Genomic DNA, 21,861 nt, shown 5'->3' on the forward strand with positions numbered 1-21,861 from the left:
GACCCACAGGAAATCACGCGGCATGACGCATCTGACCCTCGCCTCCAGCTCTCCGATCCGGCGCAGCCTGTTGGAAAACGCCGGTCTGCGCATCGAGGTCAAACCCGTGCGAATCGACGAAGAGGCCTTGCGCCTGTCTCTTCAGGCAGAGGGTGCCTTGCCGCGCGATGTGGCGGATGCATTGGCAGAGTTCAAAGCACGCAAGGCCTTTGAAAAGTTCGGATCGCCCCGCGTTCTTGGCTGTGATCAAATTCTTGCGATCGAAGGCGACCTTCCAGGCAAACCGATGACCCGCGATGATGCGGTCGATCAACTGCGCCGTCTGGCCGGCAAGCAACATCACTTGTTATCGTCCGCCGTTCTTTATGAGGATGGCACACCAATCTGGCGCCATGTCGGCGAAACCCGGTTGACCATGCATGCCCTGACCGACTCCGAGATCGACCGATATCTGGATCTAGCCTGGCCGGATGTATCCTATTGTGTGGGGGCGTATCAGGTTGAAAAAATAGGGGCGCGTCTGTTCTCTCGTATAGACGGCGATTGGTTCACCGTGCTTGGATTGCCACTGTTGGAGCTGCTCTCGTTTCTGCGTTTGAAAGGTTGGATGTCCTGATGTCGCGCCCTGCCCTCCGGCTGGCCGGTGTGATCGGTGACCCCGTCGCACATAGCCTGTCGCCCCGCCTGCATGGACATTGGCTATCGCGCTACGGTCTGCCCGGTCACTATGTTCCTTTGCACGTCAACCAGGCCGACTTGGCCGAGGTGTTGCGCACCTTGCCGAAAATGGGCTTTGCCGGCGTGAACGTCACGCTCCCCCACAAAGAACATGTGTTGTCGCTGGCCGATAACGTAACCGATCGGGCCGCACTGATCGGGGCGGCCAACACCCTCACCTTTCAATCGAACGGCGCGATCCAGGCCGATAACACCGATGGTTTGGGCTTTCTTGCCAGCATCAAGCAAAGCCTGCCGGGCTGGACGGCCTCGGTCGGCCCGGCCTTGGTGCTGGGGAGCGGCGGTGCCGCCAAGGCCATCGTCTGGGCGCTGTTGTCCGATGGCGCGCCCGTCGTTCACGTCGCCAACCGAACCCGGGCGCGCGCAGACGCCTTGCGCGATCAGTTCGGTGCTCGTGTCTCGCCAGTCGATTGGACGGCGATCCCCGATCGTGTCGCAGATGCCGCCTTGATCGTGAATACGACATCGCTGGGCATGACCGGGCAGCCGCCCCTGTCTGTCGATCTGTCGCGGCTGACACCGCCCACGGTCGTGACCGATATCGTTTATGCGCCATTGCGGACACAATTGCTCGAGGATGCGGCCGCCCGCGGCTGTGAAACGGTCGACGGATTGGGGATGTTGCTGCATCAGGCCGTGCCGGGATTTGAGCGTTGGTTCAATTACACCCCGATGGTTGACGACGATCTGCGCCAGGCGGTTCTCGCTCAATGAGTTTCGTTTTGGGGCTGACCGGCTCGATCGGGATGGGCAAAAGCACCACGGCGCGCATGTTTGCCGATCTCGGCATTCCCGTTTGGGATGCAGACGCAGCGGTACATGCACTGTACGCGCCCGGGGGTGCCGCTGTCGGGCCGGTGGCCGACCTCGCGCCCTCGGCAAAAGTGCATGAAGGAATTGATCGCGATCGGCTCAAGGCGGCGCTGGCGGAAAACCCGGAGTTGCTCGATCAGCTGGAAAAGGTGGTGCATCCCCTTGTGGCCGGACATCGCAAGGCGTTTCTCCGCGATCATGCCAAAGCCCCGATTGTGGTGCTTGATATCCCGCTTCTGTTCGAGACGGGCGGCGAAAGCCTTGTGGATGCCGTGGCCGTCGTGACCACCGACGCCGAGACGCAACGCCAACGTGTACTCGACCGAAGGACCATGACCGAAGACCAGTTTGAAACGATCAAGGCACGCCAGATTGCCGATGAAGTGAAACGGGCGCGTGCGGATCATATCATTCGGACCGACAGTCTTGAACAAACACGCGAGACCGTGAAAGAACTCGTGTCAAAGCTTACAGGCTCTGCTCATGCGTGAAATCGTACTGGATACCGAGACAACCGGCCTTGATCCGTTCGACACCCCACGGCATCGGATCGTCGAAATCGGCGCCGTCGAGCTGTGGAACCAGGTGCCGACGGGTCGGACGTACCATCAGTACATCAACCCGGAACGCAACATGCCCACCGAAGCCTTCGAGGTGCATGGCATCGGCGATGATTTTCTGGCGGACAAGCCCGTGTTCCAGTCCATCGCGCAGGCGTTTCGCGATTTCGTGACCGACGCCCGATTGGTCATTCATAATGCCAGTTTTGACATGCGCTTCCTGAATGCCGAACTTGAATGGTGCGGTATGCCAACCCTGCCGTCTGATCAGGCACTTGATACGTTGATGATCGCGCGCAAGCGGTTTCCGGGGTCGCCCGCGTCGCTGGATGCGCTGTGCCGGCGTTTTGGCATCGATAATTCCAAACGTGAAAAGCACGGTGCCCTGCTCGACTCCGAGATCCTGGCCGAGGTCTATCTCGAACTGACCGGCGGCAAACAGCCGGATTTCGCCCTTGCACCCCGTGAAAGCCGACGCACCTCCAGCGCTGTGGACGAAACATGGCGTCCCCGACCACGCCCAGCACCTTTGCCAGCGCGCCTGACGGATGCCGAACGCGCGGCACATGAGGAATTCGTGGGCGAAATGGGCGAAGCGGCTGTCTGGAACCGCTTCGCCTGAGGTCGATCAGGCGTCGGCCTTTTGCGCGGCCTGGCGCTGCGCCAGTTGCTGGCGATAGAGCGCGATAAAGTCGATCTGGTCGAGGTTCAGGGGCGGATAGCCGCCATCGCGGGTGACATCCGACACGATGCGACGCACGAAGGGGAACAGCATCCGCGGGCATTCGATCAGCAGGAAGGGATGCAGTTGTTCTTCGGCGACGTTCTCGATCGAGAAGATCCCGCCATATTCCAGTTCCAGCAAGAAGATCGGTTCGGGCGTTTCACCCTTGGTCTTGCTGTCGATCTTCAGTTTCATCAGCACATCGTACTGCCCTTCGGTGCTGCGCTTGCGGGCATCAAGGGCAACTTGCACCTGAATGTCGGGCTGCAGCTGCGACTGGGTCGATTTCTGTGCCGCAATATTCTCGAATGACAGGTCACGGACGAACTGCCCGAGGATTTGCATTTTCGGCAGGGTGGGCTGCGCCTGTGCGCCGTTCTGGGCGGCGGGCGCCCCGGTATCGTCCTGGGCCATCAAAGCCTCCTTCAACTAAAAATTTTTCGTCATCTATCAGGGCGCGCAGAAACCCTCAATGGCGCGTCCAGCCCGATGGGCCCGAATGCGGCGGGCGATCCTCGACCGTGAAATCGCCGTCGATCACGTCATCCTCGGCAGACTGCCACTGACCGTTTCGACTGACGACCGAGTGAACCTCGATCCGTTTCTTGAGTTCGCGCAGAACGAGGTTGCGAAAGCCCGGAACCAGCAAGGCGAACCCCACGGCATCCGTGAAAAAACCAGGTGTCAGCAGCAATGCGCCGGAAAAAAGGATCATCGCGCCATGCGCCAGCGGTTCGGTCGGGTCGCGCAATTCGTCGAAACTGCGTCGCAGACGATGCATGGTCTGCGCCCCCTGAGACCTGACCAGCATGGTCCCGGCAATGGCCGTGATCACGACAATTCCAAGCGTTGGCCACAATCCGATCCATCCGCCGACCTGAATGAACAGCGCGATCTCGATCAGCGGGACCGCCAGAAAAAGAAGGAAAAGCCACATTGTTCTCGCTCCGCTCCACAGTATGTCGACGACAGCCAAGGTTCGGGTCGGCCCAAGATGGACTTGACCGCTACGCTGCCTTACATATGTGCCTTGCGACCCACGATGTAAGCCCATCGCCGCCCCCGAAAGGTTTTTGCGCATGAACTCCTCCCTCCTGTCCCTGCTGGTTCTTGCGGGAATTGCGATTTTCCTGATCCTGCGCCTGCGCAGCGTGTTGGGCACCCGTGAAGGGTTTGAAAAACCGGCCCCGCGGCCGGAAACCGTGCGCCGTGAAGCGCGCCGCGAATTCGAAGTGATCGAAGGCGGGCCTGACGACGACATCATCGACCACGTCGCCGACGGGACCGAGGCCGCCAAGGCGCTGGCCGCCATGAAACTGGCCGAGCCCGGTTTTCGCGTCAGCGAGTTCCTGCACGGCGCGCGGGGCGCCTACGAAATGATCCTGATGGCGTTCGAGCGGGGCGAAGTCGACGAGTTGCGCAATTTCCTGTCTGGCGATGTGCTCGAGATGTTCGAGACAGTAATCCAGCAGCGCGAAGAGCAGGGCCTGACCATCGAGGCCGAGTTCGTCGGTATCCGGGAACTTGCCCTTGAGGCGGCGACATACGATCGCGACACCCAGGTGGGCGAAATCACGGTGCGTTTCGTGGGCGAATTGACCTCGGTCGTGAAGAATGCCGAGGGTCAGGTGATCGAAGGCGACCCGACCGAAATCAAGCGCCAGCGTGATCTTTGGACATTCGCCCGCACGATGGGCCGGGACGACCCCAACTGGATGCTGGTGGCAACAGACGGATGAGGCATGGCGCGGATTGGCCGAATTCTGGCGCTTGGGCTGGTTATCGCCCTGCTGCCGAGGCCGTCTTTGGCTGAGACATCGGTCAGACTTCTCGACTATGCCGATCTCGACGGGTGGGCGGAGGACGACCACGCCGCCGCCCTTTCGGTTTTTCAAAGCACCTGTCGCGACATGGATGGGGCCGAATGGCCGGCGGTTTGTGCGATGGCTGAAACCACCACCGATGCGCGCGTCTTTTTCGAACTGTTGTTCCGACCCGTTTTGATCGGCGGTGAGGCCACGGCCCTGTTCACCGGCTATTTCGAACCAGAGTTGCAGGGGTCGACACGCCGGACTTCGCGCTATCGCTACCCGGTTTATCGCATGCCCCCAGAGGCGACGGGCCGTTGGTTGAGCAGGCGCGAGATCGAAGAGAGTGGCGTTCTTGAAGACCGCGGTTTGGAGATTGCCTGGGTCGACGACCCGGTCGAGTTGTTCTTTCTGCAGATCCAGGGATCCGGGCGCATTCGCTTGACCGATGGCCGGGTCATCCGCGTGGGGTATGGTGGCAGAAACGGACACGAATACCGTTCCATCGGGCAAGAGCTTGTGCGCCGCGGAATTTACAATGCGCATCAGGTCTCGGCGCAGGTGATCCAGAATTGGGTCCGCCGCAACCCGGCCGCTGGTCGTGACCTGATGTATCACAACCCGTCCTATGTCTTCTTTCGTGAGGTCGAAATTTCCGATCCCTCGCTCGGTCCGCTGGGCGCTATGAACCGCTCGATCACACCGATGAGAACCATCGCCGTCGATCCGCGCTTCACACCTCTGGGTGCACCCGTCTGGATCGAAAAGGATGGCGCGGCACCGATGCGACGGTTGATGATCGCGCAGGATACGGGCGGTGCCATTCGTGGCGCACAACGGGCCGATATCTTTTTCGGGTACGGCGATGCGGCGGGCCGAGAGGCCGGCACCATCCGCGATGCCGGGCGCATGATCGTCCTTTTGCCGATCGAAGAGGCGCACCGCCGCGTCCCGGATGCGTGAGCGGGGGCATGCGAAAACCGGGAAAAAAGGGCCTGAGCACCGAGGACCGCGATCTTTGGTCAAGGGTGGCCCGAACGGCACGGCCGCTTCACAAGAAAAAACCCGTCGATAGCGATGGGGTGCATGACCCGCTTTCTCCCAAGCCGATACAAAAGGGCACGGTCGAGCCTGAAAAATCCAAACTGAAGGGTTTCCGGATCGGGGAACGCGCCCCCGTTGCCTCATCACATCCACACATGCCTGGTGACGAGGTGTCCCATCGTGTCGCCCACGCGCCCGTTCGGATGGATCACGGCACCTACCGCAAGATGCAGCGTGGAAAACTCAAGCCCGCCGCGCGGATCGATCTCCATGGCATGACGCTGGCCCAGGCACATCCGGCCCTGGTGCATTTCATCATCGACAGTTTCGATGCAGGCCATCGCCTTGTTCTTGTCATCACCGGCAAGGGCCGCGGCCATCCGGATGATCCCAATGACGGGCCCATTCCGATCCGGCGCGGGGTGCTGCGACAGCAAGTGCCCGGTTGGCTGCACGCGCCACCCCTTGGCGCGATTGTCCTGGATGTCCGAGAGGCCCATCAGCGACATGGCGGAGGCGGGGCCTATTACGTCTATCTCAAACGCCGGGGCTAGGGGACCTGCGGCGCCAAGATGATCTGCGTGGCATTGCGCACGGTCAGGACCGTCCCCTGTAACAGGTCGAGTTGCTGAGACGGATCGTTGGCAAGGGCCAGGTTCACCGCCGGGATCTGGCGCAAGAGTTGAACCATGGCCGCACTGGATGCCGCGGTGAAATGATTCATCGAATCCGTTTCGCCGCCCCGGAACTCGGACGTGTCGATCAGCGTGACTTCGAACTCGGACACGTCGTCGACCTCGCCCAAGGTGCCCAAACGGCTGCGTTGCCCTGTGATCAGGGCCGCAATCAGTAGCGCGCGGTCGCGGCGGGACGTGAAGATGAAGAACGGTTGCGGCAGGTGCCCGATGCGGTGGGCCTGGCTGCGAAAGACGTCGATATCGACATCCGGCGACAACAGGGCGATGCCCGCGATGTCGGCGATGACGTCATCGCGATTCCCGATCCGCAGTTGCCGCAGAACCTCCATCACCATGCTTGAGCCCATGGAATGCGCGATCACGATCATGCGCGCGCCGGGAACGGCGGAAATCTCGGAAATCAGGGTTTCCAGACCGTCGCGGGCAAATAGCGCACTGTCACGGTCGTAGGCATAGCCAAACGGGTGCCCCGCACTGGACCACGCATAGTGAACGGGTATCCCCGGAATTTCGAAATCATACCGGATCTGTGCCGTGCGGTAGAGGCCATCGGCAAAGGTGCTGTTGTAACCATGGACAAACAGCATGACTTCGCGCTGCTCCGGCGGGCGGCTGGCCAACTCGCCGGCCAGTGCCGATCGAAACGTCGAGGGCCCGTTGTAGCGATCGGCCGCCGTGGTCAGGAATTCGCGGTTTGGGTTTGGTGTCGCGTCGGCCAGTTCGACCTCACCCGGCAGCCGGTCGGGCGGCACGCTGACATCGAACCTTAGGTAATCGAGACCCTCAAGCCGCTCATCGGTGAAATTGCCGTTCAGAAAGGCCCGCGTGCTGGCAACATACACCCGCTCGTTGGCCCCGATCCCGGCCAGCTCGGGCGCAAGCTGAATACTCGACCGGCCCGAGCACGCCGTGACGGCGAGGCCAAGGGACACAACAAAGACCAGGTGCAAGCGCATGGCCAAAGCCTACCAGATTTTCACAGCACGTAGCGACTGAGATCAGTGCTGCGCGTCAACTCGCCCAAGTTCTCTTCGACGAAATCGGCATCGACGGTAATCGCATCTCCGCTGCGATCGGGCGCGGCAAAGCTCAACTCCTCGAAAACACGCTCCATCACGGTGTAAAGCCTGCGCGCACCGATGTTTTCAACGCTGTCGTTCACGTCCGCCGCGATCTTGGCCAGCGCCGCGATCCCGTCATCCGAGAACGTGATGGTCACCTGTTCGGTCGCCATCAGGGCCGAGTACTGGCGTGTCAGGGCATTGTCCGTCTCGGTCAGGATGCGCACGAAATCCTCTTCGGTCAGGGGCCGCAGATTGACCCGGATCGGCAGCCGACCCTGCAATTCCGGCAACAAATCGGACGGTTTCGCGATGTGGAACGCTCCCGACGCGATAAAGAGGATATGATCGGTTTTCACCGGCCCATGCTTGGTGGACACCGTGGTGCCTTCGATCAGGGGCAGCAGATCGCGCTGCACACCTTCGCGGCTGACATCGCCGCCGCGCACGTCCTGCCGGGCGGCGACCTTGTCGATTTCATCGATGAAAACGATGCCGTTCTGTTCGACGGCGCGGATGGCCTCCTTGGTCACGGTCTCCTGATCCAGCAGCTTGTCGGCCTCTTCCTCGATCAGGATCTGGTAACTCGCGGCTACGGTCATGCGGCGTTTCACGCTGCGACCGCCAAAGGCTTTGCCGAAGATGTCGCCCAGATTCATCATTCCGCCGGGCCCGCCCATGCCGGGTTGGCCGGGGATGTCGAACATCGGCATCGGGTTGCTGGTATCGGCGACTTCCAGTTCGATCACGGTGTCGTCCAGCTCGCCGGATCTCAGTTTCTTGCGGAACATCTCGCGCGTCTGGTCGCGGGCATCCGTCCCGGCCAGCGCCTCGATCACGCGGTCTTCGGCGGCCTCGTGCGCCTTGGCCTTGACCTCTTCGCGCATGTGCTCGCGCACCATGATCTGCGCGGCGTCCACCAGATCGCGGATGATTTGTTCAACATCGCGGCCGACATAACCGACCTCGGTGTATTTCGTGGCCTCGACCTTGATAAAGGGCGCGCGGGCCAGTTTGGCCAAACGGCGCGAGATCTCGGTCTTGCCAACACCGGTCGGGCCGATCATCAGGATGTTCTTTGGATACACCTCTTCTCTGAGGTCATCACCCAGTTGCTTGCGGCGCCAGCGGTTGCGCAACGCAACCGCCACGGCGCGCTTAGCGTCCTTCTGGCCAATGATGAAGCGGTCCAGTTCGGACACGATTTCGCGGGGGGTCAGGTCGGTCACGATCTCTGCTCCTGAGGGGGTTGGATGCTCCAGGGTGGCAGTCTGGTCTTGCCGGGAAACGCGGGGAGCGTGCGCATCAGGGCGGCGCGCAACACCTCCCACTGCGCCCCAAGCAGAACCAGTCCTGCACCAAGGAGCAGGATGACGAAAAAGGCGTTGTCTTCGACAACGGTGATCGACAGCGCGACGACATAGCCGACCCCGGAAACGAGGAAGGATCGCCTGTCGATCACGACGGCAAACAGGGCCATCATGGCCACAAACCCGACCAGGACGAGCCGCGCCATGAGGCTGCCATTGTCGAACAGCGTCAGGGCAACGGTATTCACGATCGCCGGGGCTGCAACCACGTGCAGCCAAAAGCCCGAGGCCGCCCGGCGCGTCACGCGATGCGGATCGCTCATGTCGAAACGCAGCGCGATCACCAGGCCCACAAGCCCAAGCACCACCGTCAACAGCGCAAAGGGGCCGTCGGCCGATAAAAGGAACAGATCTTCGGGCGCGCTGGGCACTGATCCGCCCAGGGTGAGAAGGCCAAAGCAGGTTCCAAAAACCCCCAATGCGATCAAGGCGACGGTGAACGGCACACGGAACAAGGCGTAATAGACGCTCAGCATTACCGCAGCCGTGCCCGAGGCGAGGGTGATGGTGCTTTGCAACTCCGTGTCCAGTGCCGCGGCCAGCGACAGCCCGGCCTGTCCGGCGGATATTCCGAACATCACGGCCAGCGCGATGGACGGGGCCACCATGCGCCGGGCCACGGTGAAATACCGCGCCAGCAGCGCAATCACCCCCATGGCAAGCGCAGAAAAGACCAGGCCCAGGATATACCCGCTGTCGATCGACAAAAGGCTGAGGCCGGTGGTGCCCATCCACCCTGCAAACAGGATCACAAGACCGACCACGATGAAGATCTCGTTGAACCCTTTGAACAGTTCGAACGGTTCATCGAGGCCCGAGCGTCGCGCACGCGCGCCGGATCGTTCTTCGCTTAGCACGATCAGCGATGCGGCTTGTGCCTCGGTCATGACGCCGGATGACACGGCCGCGCGCAGGTCGTCGCGGGTGACATCGGTCATTGGCCGATCCGTTCCACCGTCAGGTTGCCATTGGTGTAGACACAAATCTCGGCGGCGATGCCCATGGCCTTGCGCGCAATCGTCTCGGCATCCGCATCTGTGTCGATCAGGGCGCGCGCCGCCGCCAAAGCATAGTTGCCACCCGAGCCGATGGCCGCGATCCCGTATTCCGGTTCCAGAACATCGCCGGCCCCGGTAATCACGAACAGGTCGGTGCCATCCGTCACGATCAGCATCGCCTCGAGCTTTTGCAGATACTTGTCGGTTCGCCAATCCTTGGCCAGTTCGACACTGGCGCGTTGCAACTGACCGGGCGTGGCCTCCAGCTTGGCCTCGAGACGTTCGAGCAGGGCGAAGGCATCGGCGGTCGAGCCTGCAAACCCGGCAACGATGTCATGCCCACCGGGGCTGAGCCGGCGCACTTTGCGGGCGCTGCCCTTGATCACCGTCTGGCCCAGGCTGACCTGACCGTCACCGGCGACGACCACCTCTCCGCCTTTTCGGATTCCGACGATGGTGGTGCCGTGCCAACCGGGAAACTCGTTCTCTGCCATGGGGCCTCCTTGTCTTTTGGCCTATATGGAGAGGCGGGGCGGCACCGACAACCGGGTGCCTTTTCTTAGCGACCGAGGCCCCTGGGCCAGCGGGCGCGGCGCGGCACCCTGACCGCCAGCATCGGCATCAGCCACGGACCGCGGAAGCGATCGAGGTCAAGCGCCTCGTGAACGCCGACGGTTTCCTCTCCGTTGATTTTGGTTCTGACGGCGGATCGGTTGTAGAAGGGCGCATCCAGCATGGCCTTGACCTGATGCGGGCGATAGCCCGGATCTGCGCGCGTTTCGCGGCGCACTTGCCAGAACGGGCGGGGCAGGGCCGCCTTGGGCGGCATCTCGATCGCGCGCGGCGTGCCGTCGTCATCGAACCCGAGGGCCACGGCAAGGTCGCTTCCGTCGCGTCGCGTCGCGTCGTAGAAACAGGCTGCCCCGTCCGACAGGGGAAACCGCCCCCAGGTCCAGTAATTGAAATCCGCCTCCAGGGCGCGCGTGCCGAAATTCGCGTCGAAATAGCCATGCCCTGTCCAGCTCCAGCCGGGTCGGTTCAACTTGACCTCGATGTCCGATTTCGGGGCGAAGGGCCGCCAGATATGCGTGCCGCATTCGGTCAGGGGCAATTCGACACTGGTCAGGGCCGAGGGGCGAACCGTGACGGTTCCCGTCAGCTTTTGCGCGTGGGGGGTCGTCATCTCGTCGATTTCGACGATCAGCTTCTCGCCGTCCCAGACCATGGCCGATGGCCCGATCTGCAACCGATCCTGCGACAGGCCCAAGGCTTCGGTGCCACGGTCGGTCATGGTCCACCGGCCGCCACGCCCGTAGGTGACGACGTTCAGGCAGCAATGGTTTGCCGGATTTCGGCGGCCCGACCAACGATACCAAGGCGAAAAGACCGATCCTATGAAGCCGATGATCGAGATGGCGCGCTCGCCATCGTCGCTGATCCCGTCGAGATACCACCATGCGTATCCGTCGGGCGGAACGTCGATGTCGAAGCAAGGTCGCTCAAGATCGCCTCGGCCGCGTGCTTGCCGGAGAGGCAGGCCATCGGAATCCCCGCCCCCGGATGTGTCCCGCCCCCGCACAGGTACAGACCCGGCAGGCGTGTTCGGGCCGTGGGCCTCTGAAAGGTTGCCATCATTCCATGTGGGCTCCGCCCGTAAAGGGAACCGTCCGACCCCGGAAAGGCCTGCGCGAAGCGCGCCGGCGTCGTCAGCTTGCTCGTGGCCGGCGTCGGGTCGAAACGCAGCCCCATCTGTTGCAAGGTTTCGAAGGTCTTGCGTCGGCATGTCTGTTCCTCCTCTGCCGTGGCCTGGTGGCCGGCAGGTCCGTTCATGATGATCTCGAAGCGTTCCAGACCGGTTGGCCGGGCATCACCGCCCCGATCCTGCGCGCAGATGTACAATGTGGCGTCGCGCGGCATTTTTCCGGCGGCGATATCGCCGAACTCGATCCTGGGATCGCCACAGAAAAAGACGTTGTGGTGCGACAGCTCGACGCCATGAGGTTCCGCCGCGAACCCCCAGACAAAGGCCGACAGGCTGCGTGGCCGGGTTGCCGCGCTGGGCAAAAGTTTTTTGACCGCCGGTCCAAGCAGGCCGTCCGAAAGGGCCTTGGGATCGCCGTTGAACAGGATCGTGTCGGCCGTGAGTTTGCGACCATCCGACAGGTGAATGGCGTGGGCGCGGGCCCCTTGCCGTTCGATACGCTCGGCCTTGACCCCAAAGGTAAAGCGGGCACCGCGCGCCTCGGCCAGTTTGTGCACGGCGCGGGCGAGGGCATTCATGCCGCCCGTGACACTCCAGACGCCCGATGCCTCGGAATGCCAGATAAGGCCCAGAACCGCCGGACTGTGATACGGCGACCCGCCGACATAGGTCGCGTAACGGCCGAACAATTGCCGCAGGCGCGGGTCACTGAATTGCATCGCCAGACTGCGCGCCAGGCTGAGGCCGGGGGCCATCGCCGGAATCAGGGCAGGGTGGGTCATCACATGCGCGGTCAACGACCCCAAACGCGGGGCTGCGGCCCCCATGATCGGCTGCTCGAACGCGTCGAACAGTTGGCGGGTCTTGGTGCAGAAGCTGGTGAATTGCCCCTCTGCCTCGGCGCCGGCGAACTCCCTGATCGCCTTGGCGTTCAGGTCGGGATCGTGATGCAGATCGAGGGTCGATCCATCGCGCCACCAATGCCGCGCGAGAACGGTATTGGGCGTCAAGGTCACATGATCGGCTAACCGTTCGCCAGAAAAGGCAAACAGGTCTTCGAACACGTTTTTCATGGTCATGACCGTGGGGCCGATATCAATCGGCCCTGCGTCTGACGCCCTGGTGCGCATCTTGCCGCCGGGGCCTTCGCCCATATCGACAAGCTCGACACGGATACCAGCATGGGCCAGCCGCAACGCGGCCGACAGTCCACCGATGCCAGCCCCGATGATGATCGCCTTTGGGGGTGCGTCCGATCGTTCCGGCAAAAAAGCCTCCAACATGACTGTCAGTTATTGTTGACAGAACCCGGCAATATGTCCAGTCTGATTTACACCAGACGTTATACTGCAGAATCTTTGACAGACGAGGGTGCCATGCCGTTGACCCACCGCATCGAGCAGGCGATTTCAGCCGCCATTGCAACCGCGCAAGGGGCCGACCGGGCCGCGCCGCCGCAATTGGCCTCGGCTCTGGAATACGCCGTCACCCCCGGTGGTGCGCGTATTCGCCCCACGATCTGCCTGTCCGTTGCGCTGGCCTGCGGCGATGACAAACCCCAGATGTCGAACGCGGCCGCCACCGCCATCGAGTTGATCCATTGCGCCAGTCTCGTCCACGATGACATGCCGTGTTTCGACAATGCAGATGTGCGTCGCGGCAAGCCGACCGTTCATCTTGCCTATTCCGAGCCACTCGCCCTGTTGACCGGCGACTCGCTGATCATCGCCGCCTTCGATGTTCTGGCGCGCGCCGCCGATGCCGATCCGGCCCGCGCCATCACCCTGATCCGCATTCTCGCGGAATCGACTGGCATGCCCGGCGGCATCTGTGCCGGCCAGGGGTGGGAGAGTGAGGACAAGATCGACCTCTCGGCCTATCACAAGGCCAAGACGGGCGCCTTGTTCACGGCGGCGACGCGCATGGGGGCAGCTGCCGCCGGTGAAGAGCATGACGCCTGGACCGAACTGGGCGCACGCATCGGCGAAGCGTTCCAGGTTGCTGACGATCTGCGTGATGCGCTTTACGACGAAGACGCGCTTGGCAAACCGGCGATGCAGGATCAGATCAACGGTCGCCCCAACGCGGTGTCCGCGCTGGGCGTCAAAGGCGCCATCCGCCGGTTGGAAGATATCCTGTCGGGGGCCATCGCGTCGATCCCGTCCTGCCCTGGTGAGGCGGCGCTGTGCGACATGGTTCGCAAAACCGCCGAGCGTCTGACACCCGTCGTGCCAGCGCATCAAACGGTGTAAGCCATGGCGACCGCGGATCAGACCGATCTGAGCCGTCCAAGCCTGAGCGACCGCATCTATGGCTGGCGCACGGCGCTGCTGCGGTCACGGAAATTCCAGAAATGGGCCGCGCGCACACCCTTTGCCGCGCGGATCGCCAAGAAAGATGGCGAGGCGCTGTTCGATCTGGTCGCCGGGTTCATCCACGCGCAGGTGCTTCAGGCCTTTGTCATTTTGAAGCTGTCCGATCACTTGGCCCATGCCCCGCGCAGCGTCCAGGATCTTGCCCTGCGCACGCAGGTCCCGGCGTCGCGAATGCGGGTGCTGTGCCAGGCCGCGACCTCGCTTGGATTGATGAAGCGCACGCGCAACGGCCGTTACGCGCTGGGCCGTCTTGGCGCGGCCCTGCCTGGGATACCGGGCCTTGAGATGATGATCGCCCATCACGATGTGCTCTATCGCGATCTCATGGATCCGGTGGTGTTCTTCCGCGATGGGTCGACCACGGAACTGGCCGATTTCTGGCCATATGTCTTTGGCGCCACCGGCGAGATCGATACCGAAACGGCCGAGACCTATTCCGACCTCATGGCCGAAAGCCAGACGCTGGTCGCGGAAGAGGCCTTGCGCCACCTTGATCTGCGCAACGTCGAAACCTTGCTGGATGTCGGCGGTGGGACTGGTGCCTTTCTGACGGCCGTCGGGCTTGCCTATCCAGAAATCCGCCTGCAGCTGTTCGACCTGCCTGTTGTCGCACAGGGGGCCCGCGCAAGGTTCGAACGCCACGGGCTGAGCGAACGGGCAACGATCAGCGGTGGAAGTTTCCGCACCGACGCCCTGCCCAGTGGGGCCGATGCCATCAGCCTTGTTCGGGTGCTTTATGATCACAGCGATGAAACGGTCGAAGCCTTGCTGAAGAAGGTCTTCGCGGCCTTGCCAGACGGCGGCCGCGTCATCGTGGCCGAGCCGATGTCAGGCGGCGACCACCCCGAGCGGGCCGGCGATGCCTATTTCGCAATCTATTGCATGGCGATGCGCACCGGTCGTGCCCGCAGTGCCGCGGAAATCTCGGAACTTCTTGAAAAAGAGGGATTTTCTGACATCCGCGCGCCGCGGATCGGGCGGATGTTCATCACCGGGCTTGTGACGGCCACCAAGCCAGCCAGAAAGCCGGTGTAACATGTCCATTCTCATTGACATTCAAAAGTGTCAGGTTAAACTTACACATGTTAAATCGACAGGTAGGGGATTCTGTGAGTCTCGACCTGCCGCCACCACGAAAGGTCGAAAGAGTTGAACGCCACCGCCGTCATTCTCGAAGGTCCGAAGACCCTGGGCTTGGGGCAGGTCACCCTGACCGACCCCAGCAAAGAGGATGTGGTGGTCGAGGTTCGCCATTCCGGTATTTCGACCGGTACGGAAAAGCTGTTCTGGTCGGGCCAGATGCCGCCGTTCCCCGGCATGGGCTACCCCCTTGTTCCCGGCTATGAGGCCGCGGGCGAGGTTGTCGAGGCCGGCGCCAACACAGCCTTCAAGACCGGCGACATCGTTTTCGTGCCCGGTGCGAATTGCTACGGCGACGTGCGCGGCCTGTTCGGCGGCGCAACCAGTCGCCTGGTCACCCCGGCCGAGCGTGTCGTGAAGATCGACGATGACATGGGGGCCGAAGGGGCCCTGTTGGCCTTGGCCGCGACCGCCCGCCATGCCGTGGCGGGGATGGACACGGTGTTGCCCGACCTGATTGTGGGGCACGGTGTCTTTGGGCGTCTGCTGGCCCGGTTGACGATGGCCGCCGGTGGCGCCGCCCCTACGGTTTGGGAGATCGACGCCGACCGCGCAAAGGGTGCGACGGGCTATCCCGTCATTCATCCCGACGAGGATGAACGGCGCGACTATCGCTGCATTTACGACGCCTCGGGTGTGTCCAGCCTGCTTGACACCCTAGTCGGACGTCTTGCCAAGGGTGGCGAGATTGTGCTGGCCGGTTTTTACCCCGAGCCGCTGCAATTCTCGTTCCCGCCCGCGTTCCTGCGCGAGGCGCGATTCCGCATCGCGGCCGAATGGACCCGCGATGACCTTGTTGCCACGCGTGACCTCATCACTCACGGAGCGCTCAGCCTTTCGGGCCTGATCACGCATTCCGTACCCGCGAGCGACGCCGCGAACGCTTACCAGACGGCGTTCGAAGATCCGGCGTGTCTCAAGATGATCCTGAATTGGGAGAACGCCGCATGACCCTCGATGTACCGAACCTCAAAGACTATGACGCGCGGCTGAAAGACGAAGCGTCCGAGCCCACGCTCGAGGTTCCCCAATCCGAGCCGACGAAAAAGACCCAGATCATCGCGATCTACGGCAAGGGTGGCATCGGCAAATCCTTCACGCTGGCCAACCTCAGCCACATGATGGCCGAACAGGGCAAGCGCGTTCTGTTGATCGGCTGCGATCCGAAATCCGACACCACAAGCCTGCTGTTCGGCGGCAAGGCCTGCCCGACGATCATCGAAACGTCGACCCAGAAGAAACTGGCCGGGGAAGAGGTGCAGATCGGCGATGTGTGCTTCAAGCGGGGCGGCGTGTTCGCGATGGAGCTTGGCGGCCCCGAAGTCGGTCGCGGCTGCGGCGGGCGCGGCATCATCCACGGCTTCGAGCTGCTGGAAAAGCTCGGCTTCCACGATTGGGATTTCGACTATGTCCTGCTCGATTTCCTGGGTGACGTGGTTTGTGGCGGCTTCGGCCTGCCGATCGCGCGCGACATGGCGCAAAAGGTGATCCTTGTCGGGTCGAACGACCTGCAATCGCTGTATGTGGCCAACAACGTGTGCTCGGCGGTGGAATATTTCCGCAAGCTGGGCGGCAATGTCGGCGTCGCGGGCCTGGTTATCAACAAGGATGACGGCTCGGGCGAGGCTCAGGCCTTTGCCAAGGCGGTGGACATCCCTGTCCTGGCGTCGATCCCGCAGGATGACGACCTGCGCAAGAAATCTGCGAACTACCAGATCGTCGGCACCGCCGAGAGCCATTGGGGCGAATTGTTCGCCGCGCTGGGCGAGAACGTCGCCAAGGCGCCGCCGATGCGCCCGACCGCCCTCAGCCAGGATGAGCTGCTGGAGTTGTTCGACGGGTCAGACACAGGCGCCGGTGTCGTGCTCGAGCCCGCTACCGACGAAGACATGCGCGGCAAGGATGCCGAGCCCAAGAAATCCCTCGAAGTCGTCTACGACGAGGCATGAGAGAATGACCGACGAGATCAGATACGACGACGCCGACACGGCCGAGATCATCCAGGGCGATGCCCGCGATGACCGTGCCGATGCGGCCGTCCCGTCTCTGCCTCACGGCGACGGGATGGGCTGCCATGCAGGGGCGGCCGAGATGGAAAAAGCCGCCCGCATGGCCGGTAAATCCGACATTCTTGACCAATATGCGGCCGACTATCCGCAGGGTCCCCATGACAAACCGCAATCCATGTGCCCGGCTTTCGGAAGCCTGCGGGTGGGTCTGCGGATGCGGCGCACCGCGACGATCCTGTCCGGATCGGCCTGCTGTGTCTATGGCCTGACCTTCGTGTCGCATTTCTACGGCGCGCGCCGCTCGGTCGGCTACGTTCCGTTCAATTCCGAGACCCTGGTGACGGGGAAACTCTTCGAAGACATTCGCGATGCCGTGCACGAAATGGCAGATCCCGAGCGCTACGATGCAATCGTGATCACCAATCTTTGCGTGCCCACGGCGTCGGGTGTGCCGCTCCGGCTGTTGCCGGACGAAATCAATGGGGTTCGGATCGTCGGCATCGACGTTCCGGGCTTTGGGGTGCCGACCCATGCCGAGGCCAAGGATGTCCTCGCCGGGGCGATGCTCAACTATGCCCGACAGGAGGTGGAGGCCGGTCCCGTTCAGGCCCCTGTCTCGGGTAAATCAGACCGTCCGACAGTGACCCTGTTGGGCGAAATGTTCCCTGCGGATCCGATTGGAGTCGGAGGGATGCTCGCGCCACTCGGTCTGGCGGCAGGTCCGGTCGTTCCCTGCCGTGAGTGGCGCGAGCTCTATGCCGCGCTGGACAGCGAAGTGGTGGCCGCGATCCACCCCTTCTACACCAGCGCAATCCGCGAGTTTCAGGCCGCCGGCCGCACCATCGTGGGGTCCGCCCCCGTTGGCCATGACGGCACCGCTGCCTGGCTGGCCGCGATCGGCGAGGCGTACAATGTCGCGCCCGACAAGGTGGCCGCGGCGCAAAACGCCTTTCTGCCCGCGATCAAGGGCGCGCTTGCATCGGCCCCGATCGACGGCACGATCACGCTGTCTGGTTACGAGGGCAGCGAATTGCTGGTCGCGCGCCTGCTGATCGAAAGCGGCGCCGAGGTGCCTTATGTCGGCACGGCTTGCCCGAAAACGCCCTGGTCCGCGCCGGATGTCGAATGGCTCGAAGCAAAGGGCGTCAAGATCAAGTTCCGCGCCAGTCTCGAAGATGACTGCGCCGCGATGGAGGCGATTCAGCCCGATCTGGCCATCGGCACGACGCCGGTCGTCCAGAAGGGTAAGGAGCTGGGCATCCCCAGCCTCTACTTCACCAACCTCATCTCGGCACGTCCGCTGATGGGCCCCGCCGGGGCCGGGTCGTTGGGGCAGGTCGTGAATGCCGCCATGGCGAACAAGGCGCGCATGGATCACATGCGCGAGTTCTTCGAAGGCGTGGGTGAGGGCGATACCGCCGGGATCTGGGAAGGGTCCCCGAACCTTCGGCCCGATTTCCGCGCCCAGCACCAGAAGAAACTGGACAAACTCGCCCGAGCGGCCAAAGCGCAGGAGATGATCTGATGCTCATTCAAGATCACGATCGCGCAGGTGGCTACTGGGGCTCGGTCTATGCCTTCACGGCGGTGAAGGGCCTGCAAGTCATCATCGACGGCCCGGTCGGCTGTGAAAACCTGCCGGTAACCAGCGTTCTGCACTATACCGACGGTTTGCCCCCGCACGAGTTGCCCATCGTCACCACCGGCCTCGGCGAAGAAGAGTTGGGCCGCGATGGTACCGAAGGCGCGATGAAGCGCGCCTGGGACGTGCTCGACCCCGCACTGCCCAGTGTCGTCGTCACCGGCTCGATCGCCGAGATGATTGGCGGCGGCGTCACGCCCATGGGCACCAACATCCAGCGTTTCCTGCCGCGCACCATCGACGAGGACCAATGGGAAAGCGCCGATCGCGCGATGACCTGGATCTTCACCGAGTTCGGCATGACCAAGGGCCGGATGCCCCCGGAAAAGAAACGTGAAGAGGGCGCCGCACCGCGCGTCAACATTCTCGGGCCGATGTATGGCACCTTCAATATGCCCTCCGACCTGCACGAAATCCGTCGCCTGGTCGAAGGCATCGGGTGCGAGGTCAACATGGTGATGCCGCTGGGCAGCCATCTGGCCGAGATGCGCAACCTTGTGAATGCCGACGTGAACATCGTGATGTATCGCGAGTTCGGCCGCGGTTTGGCCGAGGTGCTGGGCAAGCCCTACCTGCAGGCACCGATCGGCGTGGACAGCACGACCAAGTTCCTGCGCAAACTGGGCGAATTGACGGGCCTCGACCCCGAGCCCTTCATCGCGCGTGAAAAGCATTCGACGATCAAGCCGATCTGGGATCTGTGGCGCTCGGTCACGCAGGATTTCTTTGCCACCGCCAGTTTCGGCATCGTGGCGAACGAGACCTATGCCCGCGGCGTGCGGAACTTCCTTGAAAAAGACATGGGCCTGCCCTGCGCCTTTGCCGTGGCGCGCTGCGCCGGCAAGAAGACCGATAACGACCAGGTCCGCGCGATGGTCAGCCAAAAGCGCCCGCTGGTGCTGATGGGGTCGATCAACGAGAAGATGTATCTCGCCGAGATGAGCGCGGGCCATGGCCCGAAACCGGCCTTCATTCCCGCCAGCTTCCCCGGCGCCGCGATCCGTCGCGCCACGGGCACGCCCTTCATGGGCTATGCCGGCGCGACCTACCTGATCCAAGAGGTTTGCAACGGCCTGTTCGACGCGCTTTTCCATATCCTGCCGCTCGGTAGCGAGATGGACAGCGCCGAGGCGACGCCGGCAACGCTCCGCCGCGATTTCCCATGGGACGAGGACGCGCAGGCGCTGCTCGACCGGATCGTGGCCGAACACCCCATTCTGACGCGCATTTCCGCCGCGAAGACGCTGCGCGACGCCGCCGAGAAGGCCGCGCTCGCCAATGGTGCCGAACGGGTCATGCGCGACACGGTCAAGGCGCTTGCGCCCGCCGGATTCGAGTTCACCGAGGGAGACCACAATGACTGACATGACCTCGAACACCCCCGTCACACGGCACAAACCGCCCAAGACGGAATTCATGATCTATTTCGGGATCATCTTCCTTGCGACGCTGCCCTTGGCACTCCTGACTTGGATGCTGGCCGCGATCCGCACCGGGAGTTGGACCGAGAAAGGGCCGATCAAGCGCGCCTGGAGCCAGGCGCGGATCATCACTCCGATGATCTTCTCGGCCTGAAAAATTCTGCCGAACCCGCCATTCAGAGCCGATTCAGACCCGGCTGGCGGATTTGGCCCCAAGAGATACTCGGCGTGACGACCGGAGCCGATACTGAGTTCATTCGAGACGGGGCTGAGCCTCGGATCGGATGGAATGCCGACAGGGCAATGAGGCCTTGTCGGGGCCCGGCCGCGGGGTTCGCGGCATCAGTCTAACGTTCCGGAGGAAAGTTTATGGCTGACAATACCGACCTGTCCTTCACGGGTCTGACCGACGAGCAAGCCCAGGAGCTGCACGCGGTGTATATGAGCGGGCTCTGGCTGTTTTCGGCCGTTGCCGTCGTCGCCCACCTTGCCACGTACATCTGGGCACCCTGGTTCTGAGGAAGGAGCTAAATCATGGCTAAGTTCTACAAGATCTGGCTCATCTTTGACCCCCGCCGCGTGTTCGTGGCCCAGGGCGTCTTCCTGTTCCTTCTGGCTGTGTTGATTCACCTCGCGGTGCTCTCGTCCGGCCTGAACTGGATGGAAAACGCCGCTGCAACCGCAGGCTTCGGCGGCTGAGCCGCCAAGCCTGTAGCCGCACAGGCACTAAGGCAGTTGCTGCGGGCGGCGCATCCGTGTTTCGCCCGCAGCGATTAGCAATGTAAAATGACGGTGACGTAGCCTTGCCTTGGAGCGATGCATTTGTTGCCGCCAAACCCGCGGAGACTGACGCATGGCTTTGCTGAGCTTCGAAAAGAAATATCGCGTCCGCGGAGGGACGCTGATCGGCGGCGATCTGTTCGATTTCTGGGTGGGCCCTTTCTACGTGGGCTTCTTCGGAGTCACGACAGCATTTTTCGCCGTTCTGGGAACGGTTCTGATCTTCTGGGGGGCGGCCATGCAAGGCACGTTCAATCCCTGGACGATCAATATCGCACCCCCTGACCTAAGTTACGGTCTCGGGATGGCGCCCTTGATGGAAGGCGGTCTGTGGCAGATCATCACGTTCTGTGCCACCGGCGCATTCATCAGCTGGGCCCTTCGCGAGGTCGAAATCTGCCGCAAGCTGGGGATCGGGTATCACGTGCCCTTTGCCTTTGCTTTCGCCATCCTGGCCTATGTGACGCTGGTGATCTTTCGCCCGCTTCTGATGGGGGCCTGGGGGCACGGCTTCCCTTACGGGATCTTCAGCCACCTCGATTGGGTGTCGAATGTTGGCTACGCCTACCTGCACTTCCACTACAACCCGGCCCACATGCTGGCGGTGACGCTGTTCTTCACCACGACCCTGGCCCTGGCGCTGCACGGCGGTTTGATCCTGTCGGCGGCCAACCCTGAAAAGGGCGAAGAGATGAAGACGCCGGATCACGAGGATACCTTCTTCCGTGATTTCATCGGCTACTCGATCGGCACCCTGGGCATCCACCGTCTTGGCCTGCTCTTGGCCATCGCGGCGGTGTTCTGGAGCGCGGTCTGCATCATCATTTCCGGACCGGTTTGGACCGCAGGCTGGCCCGAGTGGTGGAACTGGTGGCTCGACCTGCCGATCTGGCCCGACCAAGGCGTTGTCTACGACAGCACCGGTATGGCCACCTACGGCACCGAAGCCTCCGCCACCGTCATTGGGGGAGAATGAGC

The 21,861-nt window shown here is 62.5% G+C and carries 25 protein-coding genes; 17 read left to right on the top strand and 8 right to left on the bottom strand.

All coding sequences use genetic code 11. The annotated features are described in order from the left end of the window. The first annotated feature begins 22 nt into the window (after window positions 1-22). The 4 genes from ROSELON_RS04980 to dnaQ are packed head-to-tail and all read left to right on the top strand — an operon-like array spanning window position 23 to window position 2,733. Complete coding sequence (locus tag ROSELON_RS04980) at window positions 23-616, top strand: Maf family protein (protein ID WP_025311328.1); 594 nt, start codon at window positions 23-25, stop codon at window positions 614-616. Then, a complete protein-coding gene (locus ROSELON_RS04985; RefSeq protein ID WP_025311329.1) occupies window positions 616-1,452 on the top strand; it encodes a shikimate dehydrogenase in 837 nt (278 codons plus the stop codon). The genes ROSELON_RS04980 and ROSELON_RS04985 overlap by 1 nt, the downstream gene beginning before the upstream one ends. Next, complete coding sequence (coaE, locus tag ROSELON_RS04990) at window positions 1,449-2,042, top strand: dephospho-CoA kinase (protein ID WP_025311330.1); 594 nt, start codon at window positions 1,449-1,451, stop codon at window positions 2,040-2,042. Before ROSELON_RS04985 ends, coaE begins: the two co-directional genes overlap by 4 nt. Continuing rightward, a complete protein-coding gene (gene dnaQ, locus ROSELON_RS04995) occupies window positions 2,035-2,733 on the top strand; it encodes a DNA polymerase III subunit epsilon (RefSeq protein WP_025311331.1) in 699 nt (232 codons plus the stop codon). The genes coaE and dnaQ overlap by 8 nt, the downstream gene beginning before the upstream one ends. A gap of 6 nt (window positions 2,734-2,739) precedes the next feature. Here the strand turns inward: dnaQ and secB are convergent, their stop codons facing one another. Together secB and ROSELON_RS05005 are read right to left on the bottom strand one after the other, a co-directional pair. Beyond that, window positions 2,740-3,249: a protein-export chaperone SecB gene (gene secB, locus ROSELON_RS05000; protein WP_025311332.1), complete on the bottom strand. Its 510-nt coding sequence runs from the start codon at window positions 3,247-3,249 to the stop codon at window positions 2,740-2,742. Window positions 3,250-3,304: 55 nt separating this feature from the next. Beyond that, on the bottom strand, window positions 3,305-3,772 hold the full coding sequence (locus ROSELON_RS05005) for an FxsA family protein (RefSeq protein ID WP_025311333.1): 468 nt from the start codon (window positions 3,770-3,772) through the stop codon (window positions 3,305-3,307). Window positions 3,773-3,914: 142 nt separating this feature from the next. Here ROSELON_RS05005 and ROSELON_RS05010 point away from each other — a divergent pair, with 142 nt between their 5' ends. From ROSELON_RS05010 to ROSELON_RS19030, 3 genes are all read left to right on the top strand, one after another. Further along, window positions 3,915-4,574, top strand: coding sequence for a Tim44/TimA family putative adaptor protein (locus ROSELON_RS05010; protein ID WP_025311334.1), 660 nt, complete (start codon window positions 3,915-3,917; stop codon window positions 4,572-4,574). 3 nt (window positions 4,575-4,577) lie between these two features. Beyond that, window positions 4,578-5,606 (top strand): murein transglycosylase A, encoded by a 1,029-nt coding sequence (gene mltA / locus ROSELON_RS05015; protein WP_025311335.1) that lies wholly within the window; start codon window positions 4,578-4,580, stop codon window positions 5,604-5,606. Window positions 5,607-5,842: 236 nt separating this feature from the next. Beyond that, window positions 5,843-6,241 (top strand): Smr/MutS family protein, encoded by a 399-nt coding sequence (locus ROSELON_RS19030; RefSeq protein WP_342665319.1) that lies wholly within the window; start codon window positions 5,843-5,845, stop codon window positions 6,239-6,241. On the opposite strand, the gene ROSELON_RS05025 is transcribed toward ROSELON_RS19030, so the two are convergent. The 6 genes from ROSELON_RS05025 to crtD form a co-directional block, all read right to left on the bottom strand. After that, a complete protein-coding gene (locus ROSELON_RS05025) occupies window positions 6,238-7,341 on the bottom strand; it encodes an alpha/beta hydrolase (RefSeq protein WP_025311337.1) in 1,104 nt (367 codons plus the stop codon). The genes ROSELON_RS19030 and ROSELON_RS05025 overlap by 4 nt on opposite strands. Window positions 7,342-7,361: 20 nt before the next feature. Beyond that, window positions 7,362-8,675, bottom strand: a complete 1,314-nt coding sequence (gene hslU, locus ROSELON_RS05030) for an ATP-dependent protease ATPase subunit HslU (protein WP_025311338.1) — start codon at window positions 8,673-8,675, stop codon at window positions 7,362-7,364. Further along, window positions 8,672-9,754 (bottom strand): hypothetical protein, encoded by a 1,083-nt coding sequence (locus tag ROSELON_RS05035; RefSeq protein WP_025311339.1) that lies wholly within the window; start codon window positions 9,752-9,754, stop codon window positions 8,672-8,674. The genes hslU and ROSELON_RS05035 overlap by 4 nt, the downstream gene beginning before the upstream one ends. Further along, on the bottom strand, window positions 9,751-10,308 hold the full coding sequence (gene hslV, locus ROSELON_RS05040; protein WP_025311340.1) for an ATP-dependent protease subunit HslV: 558 nt from the start codon (window positions 10,306-10,308) through the stop codon (window positions 9,751-9,753). The genes ROSELON_RS05035 and hslV overlap by 4 nt, the downstream gene beginning before the upstream one ends. A 65-nt stretch (window positions 10,309-10,373) precedes the next feature. Continuing rightward, the gene (crtC, locus tag ROSELON_RS05045) at window positions 10,374-11,252 is read right to left on the bottom strand and encodes a carotenoid 1,2-hydratase (protein ID WP_084613858.1); all 879 of its coding nucleotides are present in this window, start codon (window positions 11,250-11,252) and stop codon (window positions 10,374-10,376) included. Next, window positions 11,207-12,799 (bottom strand): 1-hydroxycarotenoid 3,4-desaturase CrtD, encoded by a 1,593-nt coding sequence (crtD, locus tag ROSELON_RS05050; RefSeq protein WP_051508357.1) that lies wholly within the window; start codon window positions 12,797-12,799, stop codon window positions 11,207-11,209. Before crtD ends, crtC begins: the two co-directional genes overlap by 46 nt. A gap of 93 nt (window positions 12,800-12,892) precedes the next feature. Between crtD and ROSELON_RS05055 the strand changes: the two genes are divergently transcribed. The 10 genes from ROSELON_RS05055 to pufL all read left to right on the top strand — a co-directional run bounded on the left by ROSELON_RS05055 (window position 12,893) and on the right by pufL (window position 21,859). Then, window positions 12,893-13,768, top strand: a complete 876-nt coding sequence (locus ROSELON_RS05055) for a polyprenyl synthetase family protein (protein WP_025311343.1) — start codon at window positions 12,893-12,895, stop codon at window positions 13,766-13,768. Window positions 13,769-13,771: 3 nt separating this feature from the next. Then, on the top strand, window positions 13,772-14,926 hold the full coding sequence (locus ROSELON_RS05060) for a methyltransferase (RefSeq protein WP_025311344.1): 1,155 nt from the start codon (window positions 13,772-13,774) through the stop codon (window positions 14,924-14,926). A gap of 114 nt (window positions 14,927-15,040) precedes the next feature. Next, a complete protein-coding gene (gene bchC, locus ROSELON_RS05065) occupies window positions 15,041-15,982 on the top strand; it encodes a chlorophyll synthesis pathway protein BchC (RefSeq protein WP_025311345.1) in 942 nt (313 codons plus the stop codon). Further along, the gene (locus tag ROSELON_RS05070) at window positions 15,979-16,980 is read left to right on the top strand and encodes a chlorophyllide a reductase iron protein subunit X (protein ID WP_025311346.1); all 1,002 of its coding nucleotides are present in this window, start codon (window positions 15,979-15,981) and stop codon (window positions 16,978-16,980) included. The genes bchC and ROSELON_RS05070 overlap by 4 nt, the downstream gene beginning before the upstream one ends. 4 nt (window positions 16,981-16,984) lie before the next feature. Further along, the gene (bchY, locus tag ROSELON_RS05075; protein WP_025311347.1) at window positions 16,985-18,565 is read left to right on the top strand and encodes a chlorophyllide a reductase subunit Y; all 1,581 of its coding nucleotides are present in this window, start codon (window positions 16,985-16,987) and stop codon (window positions 18,563-18,565) included. Continuing rightward, entirely contained in the window at window positions 18,565-20,046 is a 1,482-nt protein-coding gene (gene bchZ / locus ROSELON_RS05080) for a chlorophyllide a reductase subunit Z (protein WP_025311348.1), read from the top strand. The genes bchY and bchZ overlap by 1 nt, the downstream gene beginning before the upstream one ends. Next, window positions 20,039-20,257, top strand: coding sequence for a cytochrome PufQ (gene pufQ / locus ROSELON_RS05085; RefSeq protein WP_025311349.1), 219 nt, complete (start codon window positions 20,039-20,041; stop codon window positions 20,255-20,257). The genes bchZ and pufQ overlap by 8 nt, the downstream gene beginning before the upstream one ends. A 215-nt stretch (window positions 20,258-20,472) precedes the next feature. Next, window positions 20,473-20,622 carry a light-harvesting antenna LH1, beta subunit gene (gene pufB, locus ROSELON_RS05090; protein WP_025311350.1) on the top strand — a complete coding sequence of 50 codons (150 nt, stop codon included), beginning with the start codon at window positions 20,473-20,475 and terminating at the stop codon, window positions 20,620-20,622. A 15-nt stretch (window positions 20,623-20,637) separates the two neighbouring features. Beyond that, on the top strand, window positions 20,638-20,802 hold the full coding sequence (gene pufA / locus ROSELON_RS05095) for a light-harvesting antenna LH1, alpha subunit (RefSeq protein WP_025311351.1): 165 nt from the start codon (window positions 20,638-20,640) through the stop codon (window positions 20,800-20,802). A gap of 154 nt (window positions 20,803-20,956) precedes the next feature. Further along, window positions 20,957-21,859, top strand: a complete 903-nt coding sequence (gene pufL, locus ROSELON_RS05100; protein WP_025311352.1) for a photosynthetic reaction center subunit L — start codon at window positions 20,957-20,959, stop codon at window positions 21,857-21,859. The last annotated feature ends 2 nt before the right edge of the window (window positions 21,860-21,861 follow it).

Source organism: Roseibacterium elongatum DSM 19469 (assembly GCF_000590925.1).
Taxonomy (GTDB): domain Bacteria; phylum Pseudomonadota; class Alphaproteobacteria; order Rhodobacterales; family Rhodobacteraceae; genus Roseibacterium; species Roseibacterium elongatum.